At 68.8% G+C, this 18,679-nt stretch carries 19 protein-coding genes; 12 read left to right on the top strand and 7 right to left on the bottom strand.

Going from position 1 to position 18,679, the window contains the following annotated elements:
* The 5 genes from TEF_04990 (at position 1) to TEF_04970 (ending at position 4,594) form a co-directional block, all read left to right on the top strand.
* Positions 1 to 774, top strand: a complete 774-nt coding sequence (locus tag TEF_04990; protein ID ANK80213.1) for an LPS export ABC transporter ATP-binding protein — start codon at positions 1 to 3, stop codon at positions 772 to 774.
* Between the two features lie 11 nt (positions 775 to 785).
* A complete protein-coding gene (locus TEF_04985; protein ID ANK80212.1) occupies positions 786 to 2,357 on the top strand; it encodes an RNA polymerase sigma-54 factor in 1,572 nt (523 codons plus the stop codon).
* 106 nt (positions 2,358 to 2,463) lie between these two features.
* Complete coding sequence (locus TEF_04980; GenBank protein ANK80211.1) at positions 2,464 to 3,042, top strand: ribosomal subunit interface protein; 579 nt, start codon at positions 2,464 to 2,466, stop codon at positions 3,040 to 3,042.
* A gap of 45 nt (positions 3,043 to 3,087) precedes the next feature.
* Positions 3,088 to 3,552: a PTS IIA-like nitrogen-regulatory protein PtsN gene (locus TEF_04975; protein ID ANK80210.1), complete on the top strand. Its 465-nt coding sequence runs from the start codon at positions 3,088 to 3,090 to the stop codon at positions 3,550 to 3,552.
* A gap of 46 nt (positions 3,553 to 3,598) precedes the next feature.
* Positions 3,599 to 4,594: a hypothetical protein gene (locus tag TEF_04970; protein ANK80209.1), complete on the top strand. Its 996-nt coding sequence runs from the start codon at positions 3,599 to 3,601 to the stop codon at positions 4,592 to 4,594.
* A gap of 191 nt (positions 4,595 to 4,785) precedes the next feature.
* On the opposite strand, the gene TEF_04965 is transcribed toward TEF_04970, so the two are convergent.
* On the bottom strand, positions 4,786 to 6,174 hold the full coding sequence (locus TEF_04965) for a hypothetical protein (GenBank protein ANK80208.1): 1,389 nt from the start codon (positions 6,172 to 6,174) through the stop codon (positions 4,786 to 4,788).
* A 99-nt stretch (positions 6,175 to 6,273) separates the two neighbouring features.
* Here TEF_04965 and TEF_04960 point away from each other — a divergent pair, with 99 nt between their 5' ends.
* The 4 genes from TEF_04960 (at position 6,274) to TEF_04945 (ending at position 8,995) form a co-directional block, all read left to right on the top strand.
* Positions 6,274 to 7,200, top strand: coding sequence for a hypothetical protein (locus TEF_04960; GenBank protein ID ANK80207.1), 927 nt, complete (start codon positions 6,274 to 6,276; stop codon positions 7,198 to 7,200).
* Complete coding sequence (locus TEF_04955; protein ANK80206.1) at positions 7,197 to 8,036, top strand: hypothetical protein; 840 nt, start codon at positions 7,197 to 7,199, stop codon at positions 8,034 to 8,036. Before TEF_04960 ends, TEF_04955 begins: the two co-directional genes overlap by 4 nt.
* A gap of 13 nt (positions 8,037 to 8,049) precedes the next feature.
* The gene (locus TEF_04950) at positions 8,050 to 8,466 is read left to right on the top strand and encodes a hypothetical protein (GenBank protein ANK80205.1); all 417 of its coding nucleotides are present in this window, start codon (positions 8,050 to 8,052) and stop codon (positions 8,464 to 8,466) included.
* 70 nt (positions 8,467 to 8,536) lie between these two features.
* Positions 8,537 to 8,995 (top strand): hypothetical protein, encoded by a 459-nt coding sequence (locus TEF_04945; protein ID ANK80204.1) that lies wholly within the window; start codon positions 8,537 to 8,539, stop codon positions 8,993 to 8,995.
* A 6-nt stretch (positions 8,996 to 9,001) separates the two neighbouring features.
* On the opposite strand, the gene TEF_04940 is transcribed toward TEF_04945, so the two are convergent.
* Genes TEF_04940 through TEF_04930 form a run of 3 tightly spaced genes read right to left on the bottom strand, consistent with a single transcriptional unit; the run spans position 9,002 to position 13,698 of the window.
* A complete protein-coding gene (locus TEF_04940; protein ANK83288.1) occupies positions 9,002 to 9,604 on the bottom strand; it encodes a transferase in 603 nt (200 codons plus the stop codon).
* A 2-nt stretch (positions 9,605 to 9,606) separates the two neighbouring features.
* Complete coding sequence (locus tag TEF_04935) at positions 9,607 to 13,062, bottom strand: hypothetical protein (protein ANK80203.1); 3,456 nt, start codon at positions 13,060 to 13,062, stop codon at positions 9,607 to 9,609.
* 27 nt (positions 13,063 to 13,089) lie between these two features.
* Complete coding sequence (locus tag TEF_04930; protein ID ANK83287.1) at positions 13,090 to 13,698, bottom strand: hypothetical protein; 609 nt, start codon at positions 13,696 to 13,698, stop codon at positions 13,090 to 13,092.
* A gap of 188 nt (positions 13,699 to 13,886) precedes the next feature.
* On the opposite strand from TEF_04930, the gene TEF_04925 reads away from it, so the two are divergent.
* A complete protein-coding gene (locus tag TEF_04925) occupies positions 13,887 to 15,026 on the top strand; it encodes an acyl-CoA dehydrogenase (protein ID ANK80202.1) in 1,140 nt (379 codons plus the stop codon).
* A 3-nt stretch (positions 15,027 to 15,029) separates the two neighbouring features.
* On the opposite strand, the gene TEF_04920 is transcribed toward TEF_04925, so the two are convergent.
* Positions 15,030 to 16,136 (bottom strand): 5-(carboxyamino)imidazole ribonucleotide synthase, encoded by a 1,107-nt coding sequence (locus TEF_04920; GenBank protein ID ANK80201.1) that lies wholly within the window; start codon positions 16,134 to 16,136, stop codon positions 15,030 to 15,032.
* Entirely contained in the window at positions 16,133 to 16,633 is a 501-nt protein-coding gene (locus TEF_04915; protein ID ANK80200.1) for a 5-(carboxyamino)imidazole ribonucleotide mutase, read from the bottom strand. The genes TEF_04920 and TEF_04915 overlap by 4 nt, the downstream gene beginning before the upstream one ends.
* A gap of 356 nt (positions 16,634 to 16,989) precedes the next feature.
* Between TEF_04915 and TEF_04910 the strand changes: the two genes are divergently transcribed.
* Complete coding sequence (locus TEF_04910) at positions 16,990 to 17,541, top strand: hypothetical protein (protein ID ANK83286.1); 552 nt, start codon at positions 16,990 to 16,992, stop codon at positions 17,539 to 17,541.
* A gap of 7 nt (positions 17,542 to 17,548) precedes the next feature.
* Here the strand turns inward: TEF_04910 and TEF_04905 are convergent, their stop codons facing one another.
* Positions 17,549 to 17,764 carry a hypothetical protein gene (locus TEF_04905; GenBank protein ANK80199.1) on the bottom strand — a complete coding sequence of 72 codons (216 nt, stop codon included), beginning with the start codon at positions 17,762 to 17,764 and terminating at the stop codon, positions 17,549 to 17,551.
* A 182-nt stretch (positions 17,765 to 17,946) separates the two neighbouring features.
* Here TEF_04905 and TEF_04900 point away from each other — a divergent pair, with 182 nt between their 5' ends.
* Positions 17,947 to 18,561 (top strand): TIGR02444 family protein, encoded by a 615-nt coding sequence (locus TEF_04900; GenBank protein ID ANK80198.1) that lies wholly within the window; start codon positions 17,947 to 17,949, stop codon positions 18,559 to 18,561.
* The last annotated feature ends 118 nt before the right edge of the window (positions 18,562 to 18,679 follow it).

The raw sequence follows: 18,679 nt of genomic DNA, 5'->3' as shown, positions 1-18,679 counted from the left end.
ATGGCAAGCCGCAACGACATCGATCAGGAACGGCCGCGTCTGGTGCACCAGAACCCGGGACTCAGCGCCCGCAATCTGGGCAAGCGCTACAAGAAGCGCCCGGTGCTGCGTGATGTCTCCATCGGTGTACAGCGCGGTGAAGCGGTCGGATTGCTGGGGCCCAACGGCGCCGGCAAGACCACCTGCTTCTACATCATCACCGGCCTGATCTCGGCCGACTACGGCCAGATCAGCCTGGATGGCCACGACATCACCACCCTGCCCATGTACCGCCGGGCGCGGCTGGGGATCGGCTACCTGCCCCAGGAGGCGTCGATCTTCCGCGGCATGACCGTGGAGGAGAACATCCGCGCCGTGCTCGAGGTGGTGGAACGGGAACGCGACCAGCGCGAGCAGATGCTCGAGGACCTGCTGGCGGAGTTCACCCTGACCCATCTGCGGCGGACGCCGTCGGTGGCGCTGTCGGGCGGCGAGCGGCGACGCGTGGAGATCGCCCGCGCCCTGGCCTCGCAGCCGTCCTTCATGCTGCTCGACGAGCCCCTGGCCGGAATCGACCCCATCGCGGTGGGCGAAATCCGCGACCTCGTCTTCCACCTCAAGGATCGCGGCCTCGGCGTGCTGATCACCGACCACAATGTCCGCGAGACCCTCGATCTGATCGACCGCGCCTACATCCTGCATGACGGCCGGGTCCTGATGGAGGGAACGCCCGACGACATCGTCAATCATGACGACGTGCGCCGGGTCTATCTCGGCGAACGGTTCCGCCTCTAGGATCCCGCGCGATGGCCCTCTCCACGCGACTCGAGCTCCGGCAGAGCCAGAATCTGGTGATGACGCCGCAGTTGCAGCAGGCCATCAAGCTGCTGCAGCTCAACAACATCGAGCTGAGCGCCTTCGTCGAACAGGAGCTGGAGCGCAATCCGCTGCTCGACGACACCGGCCCCGATACGCCGGAGCCGGACAACCGCCCCGAGTCCGATTCGGCGGACGCCGGCGGCGACGGCTTCGGCGACGAGCCTCTGAGCGAGATGTTGATCGACGCGGAAAAGGGCGGCGGCGCGGAGGCGGAGTCAGCCCTCGACGCCGGCTATGACGACGTCCACGGCAATGACAGCCCCTCCGACCGGTTGAGCGAAACGCCCTCCGGCGGCGGCGATATCGGCGACAGCGGCGGCGGAAGCCTCGGCCAGATCGGCGGCGGCGGCTCGCACAAGTTCGACGACATGGATCTGAGCCTGGAGAACACGCTCAGCAACTCCGAATCGCTCCGCGACCACCTCACGGCGCAGCTCAACCTGGCGCCCGCTTCGGTCGAGGGGCGGCTGATCGCGGCGGCCATCATCGATTCCGTCGACGAGGACGGCTATTTCCGCGAGAACATCGAGGAAATGGCCGAACGGCTCGGCTGTTCGCCCGAGGCGGTCGAAGACGCGCTGGCGCTGGTGCAGGCCTTCGACCCCACCGGCGTCGCCGCCCGCGACCTGGCGGAGTGTCTGGCGCTGCAGTTGCGGGAACTCGACCGCTACGATCCGGCGATGAAGGCGCTGGTCGGCCGTCTCGACCTGCTGGCCAGGCAGGACTACCCGGCGCTGCTGCGCGAATGCGGGGTCGACGAGGAAGACCTGACGGACATGATCCGGGAGCTGAAACGCCTCGACCCGCGCCCCGGGCGGCAGTTCGAGACCGAAGAGGCGCAGACGGCGATCCCGGATGTCCTGCTGCGCCAGAAGCCCGACGGCGGCTGGCAGATCGAACTCAACCCCGAGACCCTGCCCAGGGTGCTGGTCAACAACCGCTACTACGCCGAGATCAGCGCCGTCACCAGGAAGGCGCAGGACAAGACCTATCTGACCGACTGCTTCAACAACGCCAACTGGCTGGTGAAGTCCCTGGAGCAACGCGCCAACACGATCATGAAGGTGGCGACCGAACTGGTGCGCCAGCAGGACGGATTCTTCGCCCACGGCGTCCAGCACCTCCGGCCGCTCAACCTGCGCACCATCGCCGACGCGATCGGCATGCACGAGAGCACGGTCAGCCGCGTGACCTCGAACAAGTACATCGGCACGCCGCGCGGCATCTTCGAGATGAAATACTTCTTCACAGCCTCGATCCCGGCGACCGACGGCGGCGAATCCCATTCCGCCGAAGCCGTGCGTCACCGCATCAAGGACCTGATCGAGGTAGAGACGCCGGACGCCGTGCTTTCGGACGACCGTATTGTCGAGATTCTGCGCGCCGACGGCGTCGACATCGCCCGGCGCACGGTGGCAAAATACCGCGAAGCCCTGCGGATTCCGTCGTCGGTCCAGCGGCGCCGGATGAAGCGGATGCAGCTCGACATGGCGCGCTGATACCCAGCTTGACTTGTCATGCGGCCCTACCTAAGGTCCGCGCCGCTTCGAGCGCCGGCTCCGACCATCGAGTTCGACAGACCTGTACCGGCCAAGAAGGGGTACCATGCACATCACCATTCAGGGCAAGCACATCGACCTTGGCGACGCGCTCCGCCAGCGCGTGACCGAGCGGCTGGAAGCCGCCGTGGGGAAGTATTTCGGCGACGCCATCGAGGGCAGCGCCACCTTCGCCAAGGACTCGACCGAAATCCGCGTCGACTGCCAGGTGCACGTGGGCCAGGACATCTATCTGAAGAGCCGCGGTAGCGCCGCCGACGCCCACAGCGCCTTCGATGACGCCGCCAACAGGATCGAGAAGCAGCTTCGGCGCTACAAGCGCCGCCTGCGCGACCACCATGCCCGCCAGCATCAGCTCGGCCAGCCGGCAAGGGCCGCACAGGACTACGTCATCGCCGCGCAGACGGAAGACGAGGAGCCCGAGGTCGACCGCGGCGAACATCCCGCTGTCATCGCCGAGACCCGCGCCTACATTCCCTCCTGCACCGTCAGCGACGCCGTCATGCGCATGGACCTGGCCGACAGCCCCGTGATGATGTTCCGCAATCTCGGCAATGACCGGCTGAACGTCGTGTACCGCCGCCCGGACGGCAATATCGGCTGGATCGACCCCAGCGACGGCTGACGGGCCCGTTTCCGGCCTTCGCCTCGACAACACAAGGTGAGCGTAGTGGATATCTCCGATATTCTGGTTTCAGACGCCGTGGTCATCGACCTCAGGGCAGGCAGCAAGAAGCACGTGCTTCAGGAGCTCGCCCGGCTGGCGGCCGGCCAGACCAGCCTGCACGAGCGGCGCATCTTCGATGTGCTGCTGGAGCGCGAACGCCTGGGAACGACCGGCGTCGGCGACGGCGTCGCCATTCCCCACGGCCGGATCGGGGAGGTCGACCACATCACCGGCCTGTTCGCCCGCCTGAAGGAGCCGGTCGATTTCGACGCCGTCGACGGCAAGCCTGTCGACCTCTTGTTCCTGCTGCTGGCGCCGGAGCAGGCCGGCGCCGACCACCTGAAGGCGCTGTCGAAGATATCGCGTCTGTTGCGCGACAAGGACAAGTGCGAGAAGCTTCGCGGGGCGAAGTCGGCAGACGCGGTCTACGCGGTCCTGGCCAGCGGATCGGCCTCCCAGGCGGCCTGAAGCAGCCGCGGATCCCGCGCGATCCGCCAGATCGCGTGAGGTGTGCATGATCGGTCGGCTTCTTCTTCTCCTCGGCCTGGTGGCGGCGCCCGCATTGGCGGCGGGCGCGGATGAACCGACGCTCGGGCTGCCTCTGCGCTGCGAACTCAACCGCACCTGCTTCATCCAGCAGTTCATGGACATCGACCCCGGGCCGGGAGCCAGCGACTACGCCTGCGGTCCACTCACCTATGACGACCATTCCGGGACCGACTTCCGGCTGCCCGACCGTCAGGCGATGCGCGACGGCGTCGAAGTCATCGCGGCGCTGGGCGGCGTCGTCCGCGGCACACGCGACGGCATGGCCGATGTCGACATCGCCACGATCGGCGGCCGCGAGGCCGTCAAGGGCCGCGAATGCGGCAACGGCGTCGTCATCGACCACACGGGCGGCTGGCAGACCCAGTACTGCCACATGCGCCAAGGCTCGCTCAGGGTCCGCACCGGACAGCGCGTCGAGAAGGGCCAGACGCTCGGCCTCGTCGGCATGTCCGGCGCCGCGCAGTTCCCCCACATCCATCTGGCGGTGCGCAAGGACGGCGCCGACGTCGATCCCTTCCGCGGCATCGAGCCGGAAATCCAGTGCGGCGGCGACTACAACGGACTCTGGGATCGGGAACTCACCGCCCAGCTCGACTACCGGCCGGGCGGCATTCTGAATGCCGGCCTCTATGGCAATGCGCCGCAGTACATCGACGTCAAGGAAGGCCGCGCCACGGTGGCGCGGATCGAGCCGGGCAGCCCGGCGCTGGTGGTCTGGTTTCACGTCTTCGGTATCCGCGAAGGCGACGTCATGCGCCTGCAGATCGAAAGTCCGGATGGCGGCGTCTTCCACGATGACACCCGCCCCGCGCACCCCAAGAACCAGGCGCAGTACTTCGCCTTTTCCGGCCGCCGCGCGCCCGACGGCGGTCTGAAACCCGGCGTCTACAGCGGCCGGGTCCAGATGCTCCGCGACGGCCGCGTCTACGACGCACGCCGGGTCTCGGTCGAGGTGCGCTAGAACAACCCTCGGTAAGATTGAATCGCCAGTCAAGCATCGGCGTCATGCCCGCCCCCCGAAAGGTGTCATGCCCGCCTTGTGCGGGCATCCGGCCAAGATCATCGACTTGCGGCAAAGCCGCTCCGGTCCCCCGCACAGAGGCGGGGGTGACACGCTGAGTGAGTGGCGGTTCAAACAAACATTGGAAAGATCTAGGCAGCCAGGCGCGCCATTTCCGCCCGCGCGGCCCACGCGCCCTCGGCGTCGCCGCAGAGGTCCAGCGCGTCGGCGTAGCGCCGCCAGCCATAGGCGCTGGTCGCCTTGGCGTCGACCCGCTCGGCCGCCAGCGCCCGCGCCAGCGCGCCCTTGCCGGCCGCCAGCGCGCTTTCCAGCAGCGTGCGTTCGAAGACGTCGCGCTGGGCGTGGCTGCCGCCCACCAGCGCGATCTCCTCGCGGACCGGCAGCAGCGTGTCCAGCACCTGCTGGTGGCGACCGGCACGAGCGGCCACGACCGCCTCGGCCAGCGGCAGGCCGATCCGGCGGTAGACCTCGCCCTGACTGGAGAAGTCGCCGTCCGAAGCGTCGCGCATGGACGCGATCATGTCCTTCGCCTCGGGCTCGCGCCCGGCTGCGGCCAGCGCCATGACGTAGTGCATGTCGGCAAAACACAGGATGTGGTCGTGGACGCGCTCCGCGGAGCGGTCGGCGAGTTCGTCCCAGCGGTCGCCGACGTTCACGCCCTCCTGCTCCAGCCGCCAGAGCATGGCGACGCCGTTGGTGATGTCGAGATATTCGTCGGTGCTCTCGGCCCTCACAGCCCGGTCGTAGAGCGCCAGCACCTCGTCGTGCTCGCCCAGCTCCAGATGGTAGAGGCAGCGGTGCCACCAGACGTGGAATCGGAAATTGTTGGTCCGGTTCCAGTCGGCCTCGTTGGCGCGGACCCAGCCGATGCCCTCGCGGTGGCGGCCCTGCATCTCCATGGCGTGGGCGACGGCGTGGGTCGCCCAGATATCGGCCGGATTCATCTCCACGGCGATGCGGCCGTGCCGCTCGGCGTTCGCATAGTCGCCCGACTCTTCGCAGGCGAAGGCGTGGACCCCGTGGATGAAGCCCGCGCCGGGCAGATCCCGCCCGGCCCAGTCGCGGATGACGCGCGCCGACTGCCGGCGCATGGCCGCGCCGCCGCGCATGTAGAAACTGGTGTAATGGGCCAGCCGGATCGCCATGGGATCGAAGGGCCAGTCGAGCATGACCGCTTCCCAGGCGTCGTTGGCGCCCTGCATGTCGCCGTCGACCCAGAGATCGAGGGCGCGGAAATGAAGCTTCTCGCGGGCGTTTAGCGCGCCGACTTCGGCCATCGGCAGCAACCGGTCGCGCGTCTCGGCCGCCTTGCGCGCCAGCGCCGGATGACAGAACAGCAGGAAGAAATAGCCGCGGTAGATCAGCGCCAGCGGCATCTCCGGATCGGCCGTCAGCGCCGCCTTCAGATGCGCGCCGGTGTCGAGGCGGAATCCCATATAGGCCAGCGCCGTCTCGTCCAGCGCCCGCGCCGCCTCGGCGTTCGCCGCGGTGACCGCGTTGCCCCAGGCATCCTCTTCCATCGCACCCTCCCCTGACCGAATGCGACAACGCTAACGCAGAACAGCCCGGCGGTGGAAGCAGGGTGACAGGCCGCGGGCGAGCGGCGAGACTTCCCGCCCATGACTGCCGCCGCCGATCCACCCGACGTCCTGCACCGGGTCCTCCCCCATATCGCGCTGTTCTTCGCCGTGGTCTTCCTCGGCACGTCCTTCGTGGCCGCGCGTGCGATCATGGCGGACCACGAGGGGCCGGCGACGCTGGGCCTCGCCCGCTATGTCGTCGGCGCCCTGACGCTGCTGCCCTTCGCGCTCGTGCTTTCGAAATGGCGGATCGGGCCGAAGGCGCTGGCCCTGGCGCTCGTCCTCGGCATGCTGCAGTTCGGCCTGTTCCACCTGTTCGTGAACACGGCCCTGCAGCAGATCCCGGCGGCGCGCGGCGCGGTGATCTTCGCGCTGATCCCGATCCTGACCATGCTGATCGCCGCCGCCGGCGGGCGCGACCGGCTGTCCTGGGTGATGACGGCCGCCGCCGTCCTCTCCTTCGCCGGGGTGGCGCTTGCGGTCGGCGAGGCCGCGTTCCGGCCAGCCGTCGGCGGCCACAGCTTCCTGGGTGAGGCGCTGTTCTTCCTCGCCGTCTGCTGCGGGGCGACCTACAACGCCTTCTCCGCGCGGCTCTACCAGAACCATTCCCTGTTCGCGATCTCGATCCTGACCATGACCGGCGGCTGCCTGTTCCTGCTGCCCTGGTCGCTGGCCGAGGGAACCGCGGACGTGCTCGCGACCTACACGGGCGACGACTGGCTGTGGTTCGCCTGGCTCGCCGTCTTCGGCGGCGCGGGCTCCATGGGCCTGTTCAACTACGGCCTGAGACGGCTTTCGCCCACCCGCGCGGCCATCTACGTACCGCTGAGCCCCATCGCCGCCACCGCTGCGGGCGCCGTGCTGCTGGGCGAGACCATCACGCCGCTGTTCCTCGTCGGGCTTGCCTGCGCCGTCGCAGGGCCGTTCCTGGTCGCCTATAGTCGGAGAAGGGAGGCACGCGCATGAACACTGCCGAAAACAAGGTCGCCATCGTCACCGGCGCGGCGCGCTATCGCGGCATCGGGCGGGCCATCGCGCTCCGGCTGGCGCGGGACGGCTTCGACGTCGTGGTCTCGGCCCGGAAGGCCGATCCCGAAGGATTTCCCGAACACGAGCGGGCCATGGGCTGGCAGGGCGTCGAAAGCCTGGCGGAGGAAATCCGGGCGATGGGCCGAAGCGCGCTGGCTGTCGACTGCGACGTCACCGACCAGGCGCAGGTGGACGCCATGACCGCCGCGACGCTTTCCGGGTTCGGACGGCTCGACGCCGTGATCAACAATGCCGGCGTCCCCAGCGGCGCAGGCGACACGCCGATTCTGGAAATCGACGACACCGAATGGCTGCGGACCGTCGACGTCAATCTGAACGGCGTCTACCGGGTCTCCAAGGCCGCGGCGCAGGCGATGGTCGAGGCCGGCAACGGCGGCGCCATCGTCAACCTGTCGTCGACCGCCGGCCGGGTCGGGATGCCCAACTACGGCGCCTACAGCGCCACCAAGTTCGCCGTGATCGGCCTGACCCAGCAGATGGCGGTCGAGCTGGCGCCCCACGGCATCAGGGTGAACTGCATCTGTCCGGGCTCGACGGACACCGACATGATGGACGGCACCTTCCGCCGCACCGCCGGCCGTGCCGGCACCGAGTTCGAGCGGATCAAGAAGGGCGTGCGCCGCCAGATCCCGCTCGGCCGCCAGGGGGATGTCGCCGAGCAGGCCTCGGCCGTGTCGTTCCTGGTCGGACCGGACGCCAGCTACGTCACCGGGCAGACGCTGAACGTCGACGGCGGGCTGAGAATGGATTGAGGGAACGGAAGCCATGAAGATCGACGGCGGCTGCCTTTGCGGCCACATCGCCTACGAGGCGGAGATCGACTCGGAAAAGGTCGGCGTCTGCCACTGCACCGACTGCCAGATCAACTCCGGCACGGCCTTCCGCGTCGCGGTGATGGTGCCGCGGGAGAACCTCCGCATTCTCTCCGGCGAGATGAAGGTCTACGTCAAGATCGCCGAGAGCGGGAACAGGCGGGCCCTGTCCTTCTGTCCCGAATGCGGCACCTCGATCCACGGCGGCAATGTCGACGGTACGGGTCCGGTCTCGCTGCGCATCGGCACGGCGCGCCAGCGCGCCGAACTGCCGCCGCAGACGCAGATATGGTGCCGTTCGGCTCTGCCCTGGGTCGACGATCTGGGCGCAGTGCGGAAGATCGAGATGCAGGGCCGCCCGCCCCGCTGACGGCGTTTGGCCCCGCTTCCGCAATTGGCTATCATCGTTCCTTAGGGGAAAGCGATTGGGGAGCCATGCCATGAAACCGTCGATACTCGAAGCCACCAAGATCCAGGCCAAGATGCTCATTCCGGTCGTGAAGCGGCTGGAACAGGAACTCGGCAAGGAAGAGGCGCACCGCATCGTCGGCGAAGCCATCGCCCAGAACTATGTCGCCTGGCGCGAGAAGCTGGGCTTCGTCGAGGACAGCCACCCCGCCGACGACAGGGGCGAAAGCGGCAATGCGCCGGCCTTTCCGGTCGAGGAGGAAGTCGTCGAGAACACGCCCGACGCCTATGGCCACAATATCACCGGCTGCGCCTTCGCCGACTGGTTCCGCGCGATCGGGGAGCCGGAGATCGGCGCGCTGATGACCTGCGGCGTCGACTTCGCGGCGGAGGAACGCATCCGGCCGGGCTGGGAATTCACCCGCACCCAGACCCGGATGCAGGGCGCGCCGCATTGCGACTTCCGCTGGCGCCGCAAGACGGCCGGATAAGCGCGCTCAACCTACCTCGACGTCGTCGCGATGGCCGGCGAGGCGGGCGGCGTATTTCGGCATGACGTCGGGCATCATCGATCCGCCCGGCGGCGGCCGGTCGACGCCGAACACCACCTTCGGGAAATCCAGATCCTTCTGCACCGCCCAGATGGCGTCATGCTCCACCGGCGGCAGGATCCGGGCCGGATCGCCGACAGCCACCCAGCCGATGGGCACGGTCGCGCCCTCGGCCAGCACCGTGCGGATGTGGACCACGCCGTTGATGCGGACCTCCGCGCCCGCGCCGATCACCGCGCCGTTGAAGACCGAGGCTCCCGTGGCGATGAAGACGTTGTGGCCGACCCGGCAGCCGGTCAGGTAGGCGCGCGGACCGACGAGGACGTTGTCGCCGATATCGAGGGCTGCGCCGCGCACCCCGCGCAGCACCGCGGTGTCCATGATCACGCAGTTGGCGCCGATGGCGATCGAGCCCGATTCGGCGGTCAGCACCGCACCGAAGCCGACGGAGGTATTGGCGCCCACGGTGACGTCGCCGCAGATGACGGCATTCGGCGCGATCCGCGCCGAGGGATCGATCCGGGGCGCCTTGCCCTCGTGCTCCAGCAGCGTCACGCGGACTCCCTGAGCGCGGCCGCCTGGGCGAGGTCGACGGAAACCAGCTGGCTCACGCCGCGCTCGGCCATGGTGACGCCGAACAGGCGGTCCATCCGCGCCATGGTGATCGGGTTGTGGGTGATCACCAGAAAGCGCGTGCCGCCATGGCCGGCGAGTTCATCCAGCAGGTCGGCCAGGCGCTCCACATTGGAATCGTCCAGCGGCGCGTCGATCTCGTCGAGAACGCAGATCGGCGCCGGATTGGTCAGGAACACCGCGAACAGCAGCGCCGTCGCCGTCAGCGCCTGCTCGCCGCCCGAGAGCAGCGTCAGGATCTGCATGCGCTTGCCCGGCGGGCTCGCCATGATCTCCAGCCCGGCCTCGAGCGGATCGTCGGCCTCGGTCAGCGCCAGCCGCGCCTCGCCGCCGCCGAAGACCCGGCGGAACAGCTTCTCGAAATGGCCGTTGACGGTCTCGAAGGCCTCCAGCAGCCGCGCCCGCGCTTCGCGATTCAGGCTGCCGATGCCCTGACGCAGGCGCTGGATCGCGCCTTCCAGGTCGGCCCGCTCGGCGGCCAGGGTGTCCAGCTTCTCCTGCACCTCCTGGGATTCGATCTCGGCCCGCAGGTTCACCGGACCCATGTTCTCGCGCTCCCGGCGCAGCCGCTCGATCTTCCGCTCGCAATCGTCCAGCGGCGGCAGTTCGGCGTCGGGCTCCAACCCCGCGACCTCGAGCACCTTCTGCGGCGGGCACTCCATCGCCTCGCGGACTTCCCGGGTCAGACGCTCGATCGCCTCGCGGGCATGTTCGGCGGCGGCTTCGCGGCGCACCAGATCCTCGCGCGCCGCCTGCACGGTCGCCTGGACCTGTTTCAGCGCCCGGTCGGCCTCGGCCAGTTCGGTCTGGGCGGCAGCGAGGCGCTCGACGGCGCCGGCCCGCCCCTGTTCGGCCTCGGTGATCCTGCCCCCCAGTTCCACGCGCCGGGCAGCGATCTCCTCGGGACGGTGCTTCAGATCCTCGATCGCCTGTGCGGAGGCATCGCGGCGCTCGGCGAGTTGCGCCATACCCCGGGCCGCCTCGTCGGCGCGCTTCTGCCAGCCCTCCCGGTCGCGAGCGATCTCCTCAAGCCGACGGCGGCGGAAGCGGCGTTCGCGCTCGATTCGGTCCTGCGTCTGGCGCGCCTGATCGAGCGCTTCGCGGGCCTGCCGAACGCGCTCGCGGCGCTCGTTCGCTTCGCGCTCGGCCGTATCGACAGCCGGCAGGCCGGCCATCTCCTTCTCCAGCGCCGCGCGAGCCTCCTCGGCCTGTCCGAGTTCGGTCTTCAACGCTTCGAGCATGGAGCCCAGCCGGTCGCGCTTCTGGCGCTCGGCCTCCGCCTGCCGGCGCAGCACGTCCAGTTCCCGCCCCGCCTCCGTGAAGCGGTTCTCGGCCTCCTTGCGGCGGGCCCGGGCAGACCGCTCGGCCTCGATGGCGCGGGCGACGGCGTTGCGGGCGGCGTTCATCGCGGCCTCGGCCCCGGTCACCGCTTCGGCGGCGGGCTGGCGGTCAGTCTTCAGGGCCGCCAGCCGGTTCTGCTGCTCCAGCCGGAGGGCGCCGGCGGCCTGTTTGCCGGCGCGGCGGCGGTAGCCATCCCAGCGCCAGAGGTCGCCCGCGCGGCTCACCAGCCGCTGACCGGGTTTCAGTTCCGCAGCCAGTGCTTCGCCGGCTTCAATATCCTGCACAACGCCCGTTGCGGCCAGCCGCCGCGCCAGCGCCGCCGGTCCCTCGACCTTCTCCGCCAGCGCCGGGACACCGCCGGGCAGCGGGCCCGCGTCCAGCGGTTCCATCTCGTCCCAGCGCGAGACAGCCTCACGCTCCAGTCCGCCGTCCACGCCATCGCCCAGCGCCGCGGCGAAGGCATTCTCGAAGCCGGCGGCGACCTTCACCATGTCGATGATGCGCGCATGGCTCGCCGGCTTCTCCTTCGCCAGCAGCCGCTCCAGCGTCGCCATCTCCGTCTCCAGCGCCGACAGCCGGCCCCTGGCCGCGCGCTCGGCCTCGGCCGCGGCATCGAGGCGCTTCTCCACCTCGGCGCGCGCCGCTTCGGCCTTCTCGGTCTCGGCGCCGGCGCTCTCGGCGATCTCCCGCTGCTCGCCCTGAACCTCTTCCAGCGCCCGGAACCGCTCGTCGAAGCCGCCGGTCGCGGCCTGCGCCAGTTCGCGTTCGGCGTTGGCGATACGCCGGTCGAGGTCGGCCTTGCGGCGACCCTGCTCGTCCAGTTGCCGCGCCAGCGCCCCGCGCCGCGCCTTGAGTTCGGCCAGCCGTTCCGTCGCGCCGGCGAGTTCCGCCTCCGCGGCCTCCACCGCGTCTGCCGCCCCGCGGGCCTTCGCTGCCGCCGCATCGGCGGCCTGGTCCTCGCCCTCCGAGGCGTCCTTCAGATCTTCCGCTTCCCGGTCCAGTTCCTTCAGCCGGTCGAGCGCATCCTGGCGGCGGCCTTCCTCGCGGGAGATATCGCCGTCGGACTGGGCGAGACGGTCCCTGAGATTGGCCACCGTCTCGTTGAGCCGCGCTTCCTCGTCATCGAGCTTTTCGCGCCCGGCCAGCAGCCGCTGCAAAGCGGCCGCCGTCTCCGCCTCCCGCTGACGCAAGGGCTCGATCCGCGCCGCCTGTTCGGCCTGCACGGCGCTGGCCGCGGCTGCGCCTCGCGTCGCCTCGTTGACCGCCCGCTGCGCTTCTTCCAGCGCGCTGCGGGCCGCGTTCATCTCTTCCAGGGCGGCCGTGAAGCGCAGATGGTGGATCATCGCCTCGACCTGGCGGATCTGCGCCGAGAGGTTGCGGTAACGCGAGGCCTGCCGGGCCTGCTTCTTCAGATTGCCGAGTTGCTGCTCGAGCTGGCTGGTGACGTCATCCAGCCGCTCGAGATTGGTCTCGGCCCCCCGGAGACGGAGTTCCGCTTCATGCCGCCGCGAATGCAGCCCGGTGATGCCGGCGGCCTCCTCCAGCAGCAGGCGGCGTTCCTGCGGCTTGGCGCCGATCAGCGCCCCGACCCGGCCCTGGCTGACGATCGCGGTCGAGCGCGCACCGGTCGCCATGTCGGCGAACAGGAGCTGGACGTCCTTGGCGCGCACCGGCCCGCCGTTGATGCGATAGTCCGAGCCGTGCTCCCGGGTGATCTTCCGCGTGATGGCGAGTTCAGGATGCTCGGCGTAGTCGGGCGGGCCGTCGCGGCCTGCATTGTCCAGCGTGACCTGCACTTCCGCCTGGTTGCGCGCCGGCCGCGTCGCCGAGCCGGCGAAGATGACGTCGTCCATCTCGCCGCCGCGCATGTTCTTGGGCGAGGTCTCGCCCATCACCCAGCGCAGGGCCTCGACCAGGTTGGACTTGCCGCAACCATTGGGCCCCACCACGCCGGTCATGCCCGGCGCGATGGAGAGCTCCGTCGATTCGACGAAAGACTTGAATCCGACCAGTCTGAGCTTGGTGAACTGCAACGCCTTCCGCCGACCTCCGTTCAGACCCTAGGACGAGAGGCCCCGAAGCGCCGCGGCCACGCTCTCGTAGTCGTTGCCGCCCTCGTGCTTCTCGCCGTTGATGATCAGCGTCGGTGTACCTTGGACACCGAACTTCTCGTGGCCGGTCAGGCGCGACTGCAGAATCATGTCCTGCAGTTCCTCGCTGGCCAGGCAGCGGTCGAACTCCTCCGGCGAGACGCCGCCCAGGCTGGCGATCCGGCGCAGCTCCGCCATCGGATCCTGCGCGCGCGTCCACTTCTCCTGCTGCTTGAACAGGACGTCGATGAAGGCGAAGAACCGCTGCTCGCCGCCGCAGCGCGCCAGCATGGCCGCGGCGAGACCGGGCCTGTCGAAGGGGAATTCCCGGAAGATGAAGCGGACCTTACCCGTATCGATCCAGTTTTCCTTCAGCTTCGGCCAGGTGGCGTGATGGAAACTGGCGCAGTGCGGACAGGTCATCGAGGCGTATTCGATCACCTCGATCGGCGCGTCCTCGGCGCCCATCGTCATGTCGCCGGTGGCCCAGGGCTTGTCCTCGGCCAGCGCCGGCGCAAATGGAAGCGCCAGCCCCAGGGCCGCCCCGCCGATCATCACCTGTCGCCGTGATAGTGTCATCACCGCCTCGCGCACACCAGATATAGTGTCAGTATAGGTGGGCATGATGCTCTCCTCAATCTCTAAAAGCCGCTGCAATGGATGATGGGGAATATGGCCTGAATTGGGCCTGACGGATCATCCCACGATCACGTGAGCAGTGATATAAACACCGCCCGTCCCATCGCCAGCCCCCATGGAGCGACGCCATGCAACTGACCGAAGATCAGACACTGATTCGCGACGCGGCGCGCGCCTTCTGTCTGGGCGAACTGGCCCCGGGCGCCATGGAGCGCGACCGTTCCGGCGAACCGCCGATGGCGCTGCTGCGCCAGATGGGCGAACTGGGACTCATGGGCATGACCGTGCCCGAGGAGCTGGGCGGGGCCGGTGCGGACATGACCGCCTACGTGCTGGCACTGATGGAGGTCGCGGCCGCCGACGGCGCGGTCTCCACCATCATGAGCGTCAACAACTCGCCCTGCTGCGCGGCGCTGCTGCGCTATGGCACCGATGCGCAGAAGGCGCGCTGGCTGAAACCCATGGCCGCCGGCGAGATCATCGGCGCCTTCTGCCTGACCGAGCCGCAGGCCGGCTCCGAGGCCTCCAACCTGAAGACCCGGGCCGTGCGCAGGGGCGACAGTTGGGTGATCAACGGCACCAAGCAGTTCATCACCTCCGGCTCGATCGGCGGCGTGGCCCTGGTCTTCGCCATGACCGATCCGGACAAGGGCGCGAAGGGCATCTCCGCCTTTCTGGTGCCCACGGACACGCCCGGCTACCGCGTCGCCTCGAAGGAGGAAAAGCTGGGCCAGCGCTGCTCCGATACCTGCCAGATCGCCTTCGAGGACTGCGAGATCCCGGCGGAGAACCTGGTCGGCGAGGAGGGCCGCGGCTACGCCATCGCGCTCGCCAACCTGGAGACCGGCCGCATCGGCATCGCCGCCCAGGCCATCGGCATGGCGCGCGCGGCCTACGAGCGGGCGGCCGCCTACGCCCGCGAGCGCACCGCCTTCGGCAAGGCGATCGTCGAGCACCAGGCCGTGGGCTTCCGCCTGGCCGACATGAAGACGCGGATCGAGGTCGCCAGCCAGATGATGTTCCACGCCGCTGACCTGAAGCAGCGCGGCGCGCCCTGTCTGCAGGAGGCTTCGATGTGCAAGCTGTTCGCCTCGGAGATGGCCGAGCAGGTCTGTTCCGACGCCATCCAGATCCACGGCGGCTATGGTTACGTCGCCGACTACGAAGTCGAACGCATCTACCGCGACGTCCGGGTCTGCCAGATCTACGAGGGCACCTCGGACGTACAGCGCCTGGTCATCGCCCGGCAGATCGCCGCCGGGGCGTAGCGATCAGGGGAGTTCGGTGTCCTTCGGCGGCCAGGCCGGACGGTCCGGGGCATAGAGCTTCGTGACATGCCCCATCTTGCGGCCGGGCCGGACCTCCGCCTTGCCGTAGAGGTGCAGGCTGACGTCGCCGGCGGCGAGCCGGGCCCAGTCCTTCGCATCGTCGCCGATCAGGTTGCGCATTACCGCGCGGTGATGGAACCCGGGCGCGCCCAGCGGCAGGCCAGCAGTGGCGCGCACCTGCTGCTCGAACTGGCTGACGCGGCATGCCTCGATGGTCCAGTGACCGGAATTGTGCGGCCGGGGCGCCATCTCGTTGAACAGCACGCCTTCCTCGGGGGTCACAAAGAATTCGACCGCCAGCAGGCCGACCACGTCCAGCGCCTCGATCAGCGCGCGCGTCGCCTCCTCGGCCAGCTTCGAGGCGGCGGAGGGTCCGGGTGACGGCGCGATGGTCAGCGAGAGAATATGATTGCGGTGGCGGTTCTCGACCGCCGGATAGCAGCGCACCTCGCCGTCGACGCCGCGCGCCGCGATCACCGAGATCTCCGATGTGAACTCGACGAAGGATTCCAGGATCGCTGCAGGCCGGCCCAGTTCGTCGAACGCGGCCGCCGCATCCGCCGCCTTGCGGATCATCCGCTGGCCCTTGCCGTCATAGCCCTCGCGCCGGGTCTTCAGCACCGCCGGCGCGCCGATGGCCGCGATCGCGTCCGCAAGGTCGGTATCGCTGGTCACCGGCTCGAAGGGCGCCACCGGCACGCCGAGTTCCCGCGCCACGGTCTTCTCCCGAAGCCGGTCCTGGGCGACCGCCAGCACCTTCGCCCCGGGGCGGACAGGGACCTTTTCCGCCAGCCTCTCGACGGCCGATACCGGCACGTTCTCGAACTCCAGGGTCACGGCGTCGACCTGTTCCGCGAAGGCGTCCAGCGCGCCCAGATCGTCCCACCGGGCCACAGTCGCCGCCGCCGACACCTGGGCGGCGGGGCTGTCGGCTTCCGGCGTGAAGACATGCACGCGGTAACCCAGCCGCGCGGCGGCGAGCGCCATCATGCGGCCGAGCTGTCCGCCGCCCAGCACGCCGATGGCCGAGCCTGGAGGCAGGGCCGTCATCCGCGTTCGGGTTCTTCCGCGACGGCCTCGCTCTGCCGGCGGCGCCAGTCGTCCAGCCGGGCGGTCAGTCCGGCGTCCTGCAGCCCGACGATGGCGGCGGCGAGCAGCGCGGCGTTCTTCGCCCCGGCCTTGCCGATGGCCAGTGTGCCGACGGGCACGCCGCCCGGCATCTGGACGATCGAAAGCAAGCTGTCCATGCCGCTGAGCGCCTTGCTTTCGACGGGCACGCCGAGCACCGGAACGCTGGTCTGCGCGGCGACCATGCCGGGCAGATGCGCGGCGCCGCCGGCGCCGGCGATGATCGCCTGCAGCCCCCGCTCGCGGGCCGTCCGCGCATAGTCGGCCATCCTGTCGGGCGTGCGGTGCGCCGAGACGATGCGGACCTCGTGGGGCACCGCCAGCGCCTCGAGGATCTCCACGGCATGCGCCATGGTATCCCAGTCCGACTGGCTGCCCATGATGACGCCGACTTTCACGTCGGCCGGGTTGGCGCTCATGTCGTCTCTCGCCCCCAGTGCGTTCGACGGGAAAAGAAAGCGGCGGAGTATAGGCGGCGCACCCCCCGAGGCAAGCGAGGAAAGCCGGAGAGGCCGGGAAAGCGTTTGTTAACATTCCTGCACCAGACTACCTCGGACAAGCACCGAGGCCCGACCGGGAGCAACCAATGAAGATCGGCGGATATCCGTCAGTCCAGAACGTCCGCCCGACCGAAAGGAAGCACCCGGCCTCGCGGTCCTCGGCGTCGACGTCCGTCGATTCCAGTGGAATCGGCGAGATCCGCGACACCACCGAGCTGTTCGGCGTGCCGGATGCGGAACTGACGCCGAAGGTGCGCCAGGCCTTCCTCAACCTCATGGCGGAAGTCGAGACCCTGCGCCAGGAGCTGCATGCGTCCCAGCGCCGCGTCGGCGAACTGGAGAAGCTGGCCGACCAGGACCCGCTGGCTCCGGTTGCGAACCGCCGCGCCTTCGTCCGCGACATGAGCCGGATGATGTCCTACACGGACCGCTACGGCGTACCGTCCAGCCTCGTCTTTTTCGACGTCAACGGACTGAAGGACATCAACGACCGCTACGGCCACGCCGCCGGCGACCGCGCGCTGCTGAACGTGGCGCAGGCGCTGCTGGAGAATACCCGCGAATCGGACGTCGTGGGCCGGCTGGGCGGCGACGAGTTCGGCGTCATCCTGGCCCAGGCCAATGACGAGGTGGCGAACGCGAAGGCGGAGGAACTGGCCGAGAGCATCCGCGCCCGGCCGGTGGTGACAGACAACGCAACGGTCCCGCTGGATGTCGCCTACGGGGTCTTCCCCTTCCGCGCCGAAGAAGACGCCTCCGAAGCGCTGGCCGAGGCTGACCGGCGCATGTACGAGAAGAAGCGGCAGATGAAGGCCGACGCGGCCTGACGAAACGTCAGGCGATGATGTCGGGCTCCAGCAGCACTTCCAGCTTGCGGATCTCGTCGCGGACCTGAAGCTTGCGCCGTTTCATGCGCTGCATCTGCAGATCGTCATAGGCGCCGCGCTGGCTGAGCGCGTCGATAGCCGCATCCAGATCGTTGTGCGCGACCCTGAGTTCGGCCAGCCGCCCTTCGATCCTTTGCCGATCCGCGCCGACGACTTCCGTCATGGCATTCGCTCCCGCTGGTCAATGATGCCGATCGAACGGCTCGATCACAGCCGCTTTGCGCGTGGCGGCGCTTCTGGCATAGTCCGCCGGCGCCGAACGGCCGTGGCCGGGAAATTCTATCACGGGTCCGGCGCGCAATCACGGTTTTGAGCCTGGAAGGGCGTGCAGCGGGAGCGAATTCTATGGCGGTGTTCTCCGCAGGCGTCTTTCCGCCGAATGAATTGTGGGACTACACGACCCGCGTCTATGCGCGCGGGCGCGCCAAGGACGCCTGTCTGACCCTGCAGGAGCGCGTCGGGCTGGACGTCAACGTCGTTCTGTATTGCTGCTGGGTCGCATCGAGCGGCCGCGGCGCCTTCCGGAAGGACGAACTGGAAGGTGCGCTGGACGCCGTCGCCGAGTGGCGCGTGCATGTCGTCGAAACGCTGCGCGAACTGCGCCGGCAGCTGAAGGGCGGCATCGGCGAGGCGCCCCGGCCGCTTTCCGACGACCTGAGGCGCGTGGTCGTCGAATGCGAGCTCCATTCCGAACATGTCGAGATTCTGATCCTGCACAGGTCGATGGCGCGCCCCGGCACGGGAACCTTCGACCGCTACCAGCAGATCGAGGATTCGATCGCCAACCTGCTGCGCTACCTGACCGTTATGGAAGTGGAGCCGGAGGACGCAGGCTTCGAGGAACTGGTCGAGGTGCTGGCCGCGGCCTTCCCCGAGGAAAACCGCCAGCGCATCGCCTCGATGTGTCAGGGCATGGCCTTCCGGCTCACGGCGGGCGACGAGGGCGTGCTTGGCCGCTGAGACGGTTTCGCGCGGCAGGAAGTTGTCCGGCCGGCATCACTTTTTTGCAATCGGCGCTTGAACCCCGCGCTTCCGAATCTCAACATTGCATTTGGATGACAGCCGTGTTCGCGGCTGC

The sequence above is a fragment of the Rhizobiales bacterium NRL2 genome (assembly GCA_001664005.1).
Lineage (GTDB): Bacteria > Pseudomonadota > Alphaproteobacteria > Minwuiales > Minwuiaceae > Minwuia.
Note: the sequence above shows the minus strand (reverse complement) of the source record. Positions and strands in the feature narration are given on the sequence as shown.

Coding starts and splice junctions, on each gene's coding strand:
- TEF_04930 (ANK83287.1), bottom strand. CDS start 13,698: ATGACACTATCACGGCGACAGGTGATGATCGGCGGGGCGGCCCTGGGG.
- TEF_04955 (ANK80206.1), top strand. CDS start 7,197: ATGAACACTGCCGAAAACAAGGTCGCCATCGTCACCGGCGCGGCGCGC.
- TEF_04980 (ANK80211.1), top strand. CDS start 2,464: ATGCACATCACCATTCAGGGCAAGCACATCGACCTTGGCGACGCGCTC.
- TEF_04910 (ANK83286.1), top strand. CDS start 16,990: ATGGCGGAAGTCGAGACCCTGCGCCAGGAGCTGCATGCGTCCCAGCGC.
- TEF_04915 (ANK80200.1), bottom strand. CDS start 16,633: ATGAGCGCCAACCCGGCCGACGTGAAAGTCGGCGTCATCATGGGCAGC.
- TEF_04905 (ANK80199.1), bottom strand. CDS start 17,764: ATGACGGAAGTCGTCGGCGCGGATCGGCAAAGGATCGAAGGGCGGCTG.
- TEF_04990 (ANK80213.1), top strand. CDS start 1: ATGGCAAGCCGCAACGACATCGATCAGGAACGGCCGCGTCTGGTGCAC.
- TEF_04960 (ANK80207.1), top strand. CDS start 6,274: ATGACTGCCGCCGCCGATCCACCCGACGTCCTGCACCGGGTCCTCCCC.
- TEF_04925 (ANK80202.1), top strand. CDS start 13,887: ATGCAACTGACCGAAGATCAGACACTGATTCGCGACGCGGCGCGCGCC.
- TEF_04950 (ANK80205.1), top strand. CDS start 8,050: ATGAAGATCGACGGCGGCTGCCTTTGCGGCCACATCGCCTACGAGGCG.
- TEF_04985 (ANK80212.1), top strand. CDS start 786: ATGGCCCTCTCCACGCGACTCGAGCTCCGGCAGAGCCAGAATCTGGTG.
- TEF_04965 (ANK80208.1), bottom strand. CDS start 6,174: ATGGAAGAGGATGCCTGGGGCAACGCGGTCACCGCGGCGAACGCCGAG.
- TEF_04970 (ANK80209.1), top strand. CDS start 3,599: ATGATCGGTCGGCTTCTTCTTCTCCTCGGCCTGGTGGCGGCGCCCGCA.
- TEF_04900 (ANK80198.1), top strand. CDS start 17,947: ATGGCGGTGTTCTCCGCAGGCGTCTTTCCGCCGAATGAATTGTGGGAC.
- TEF_04945 (ANK80204.1), top strand. CDS start 8,537: ATGAAACCGTCGATACTCGAAGCCACCAAGATCCAGGCCAAGATGCTC.
- TEF_04920 (ANK80201.1), bottom strand. CDS start 16,136: ATGACGGCCCTGCCTCCAGGCTCGGCCATCGGCGTGCTGGGCGGCGGA.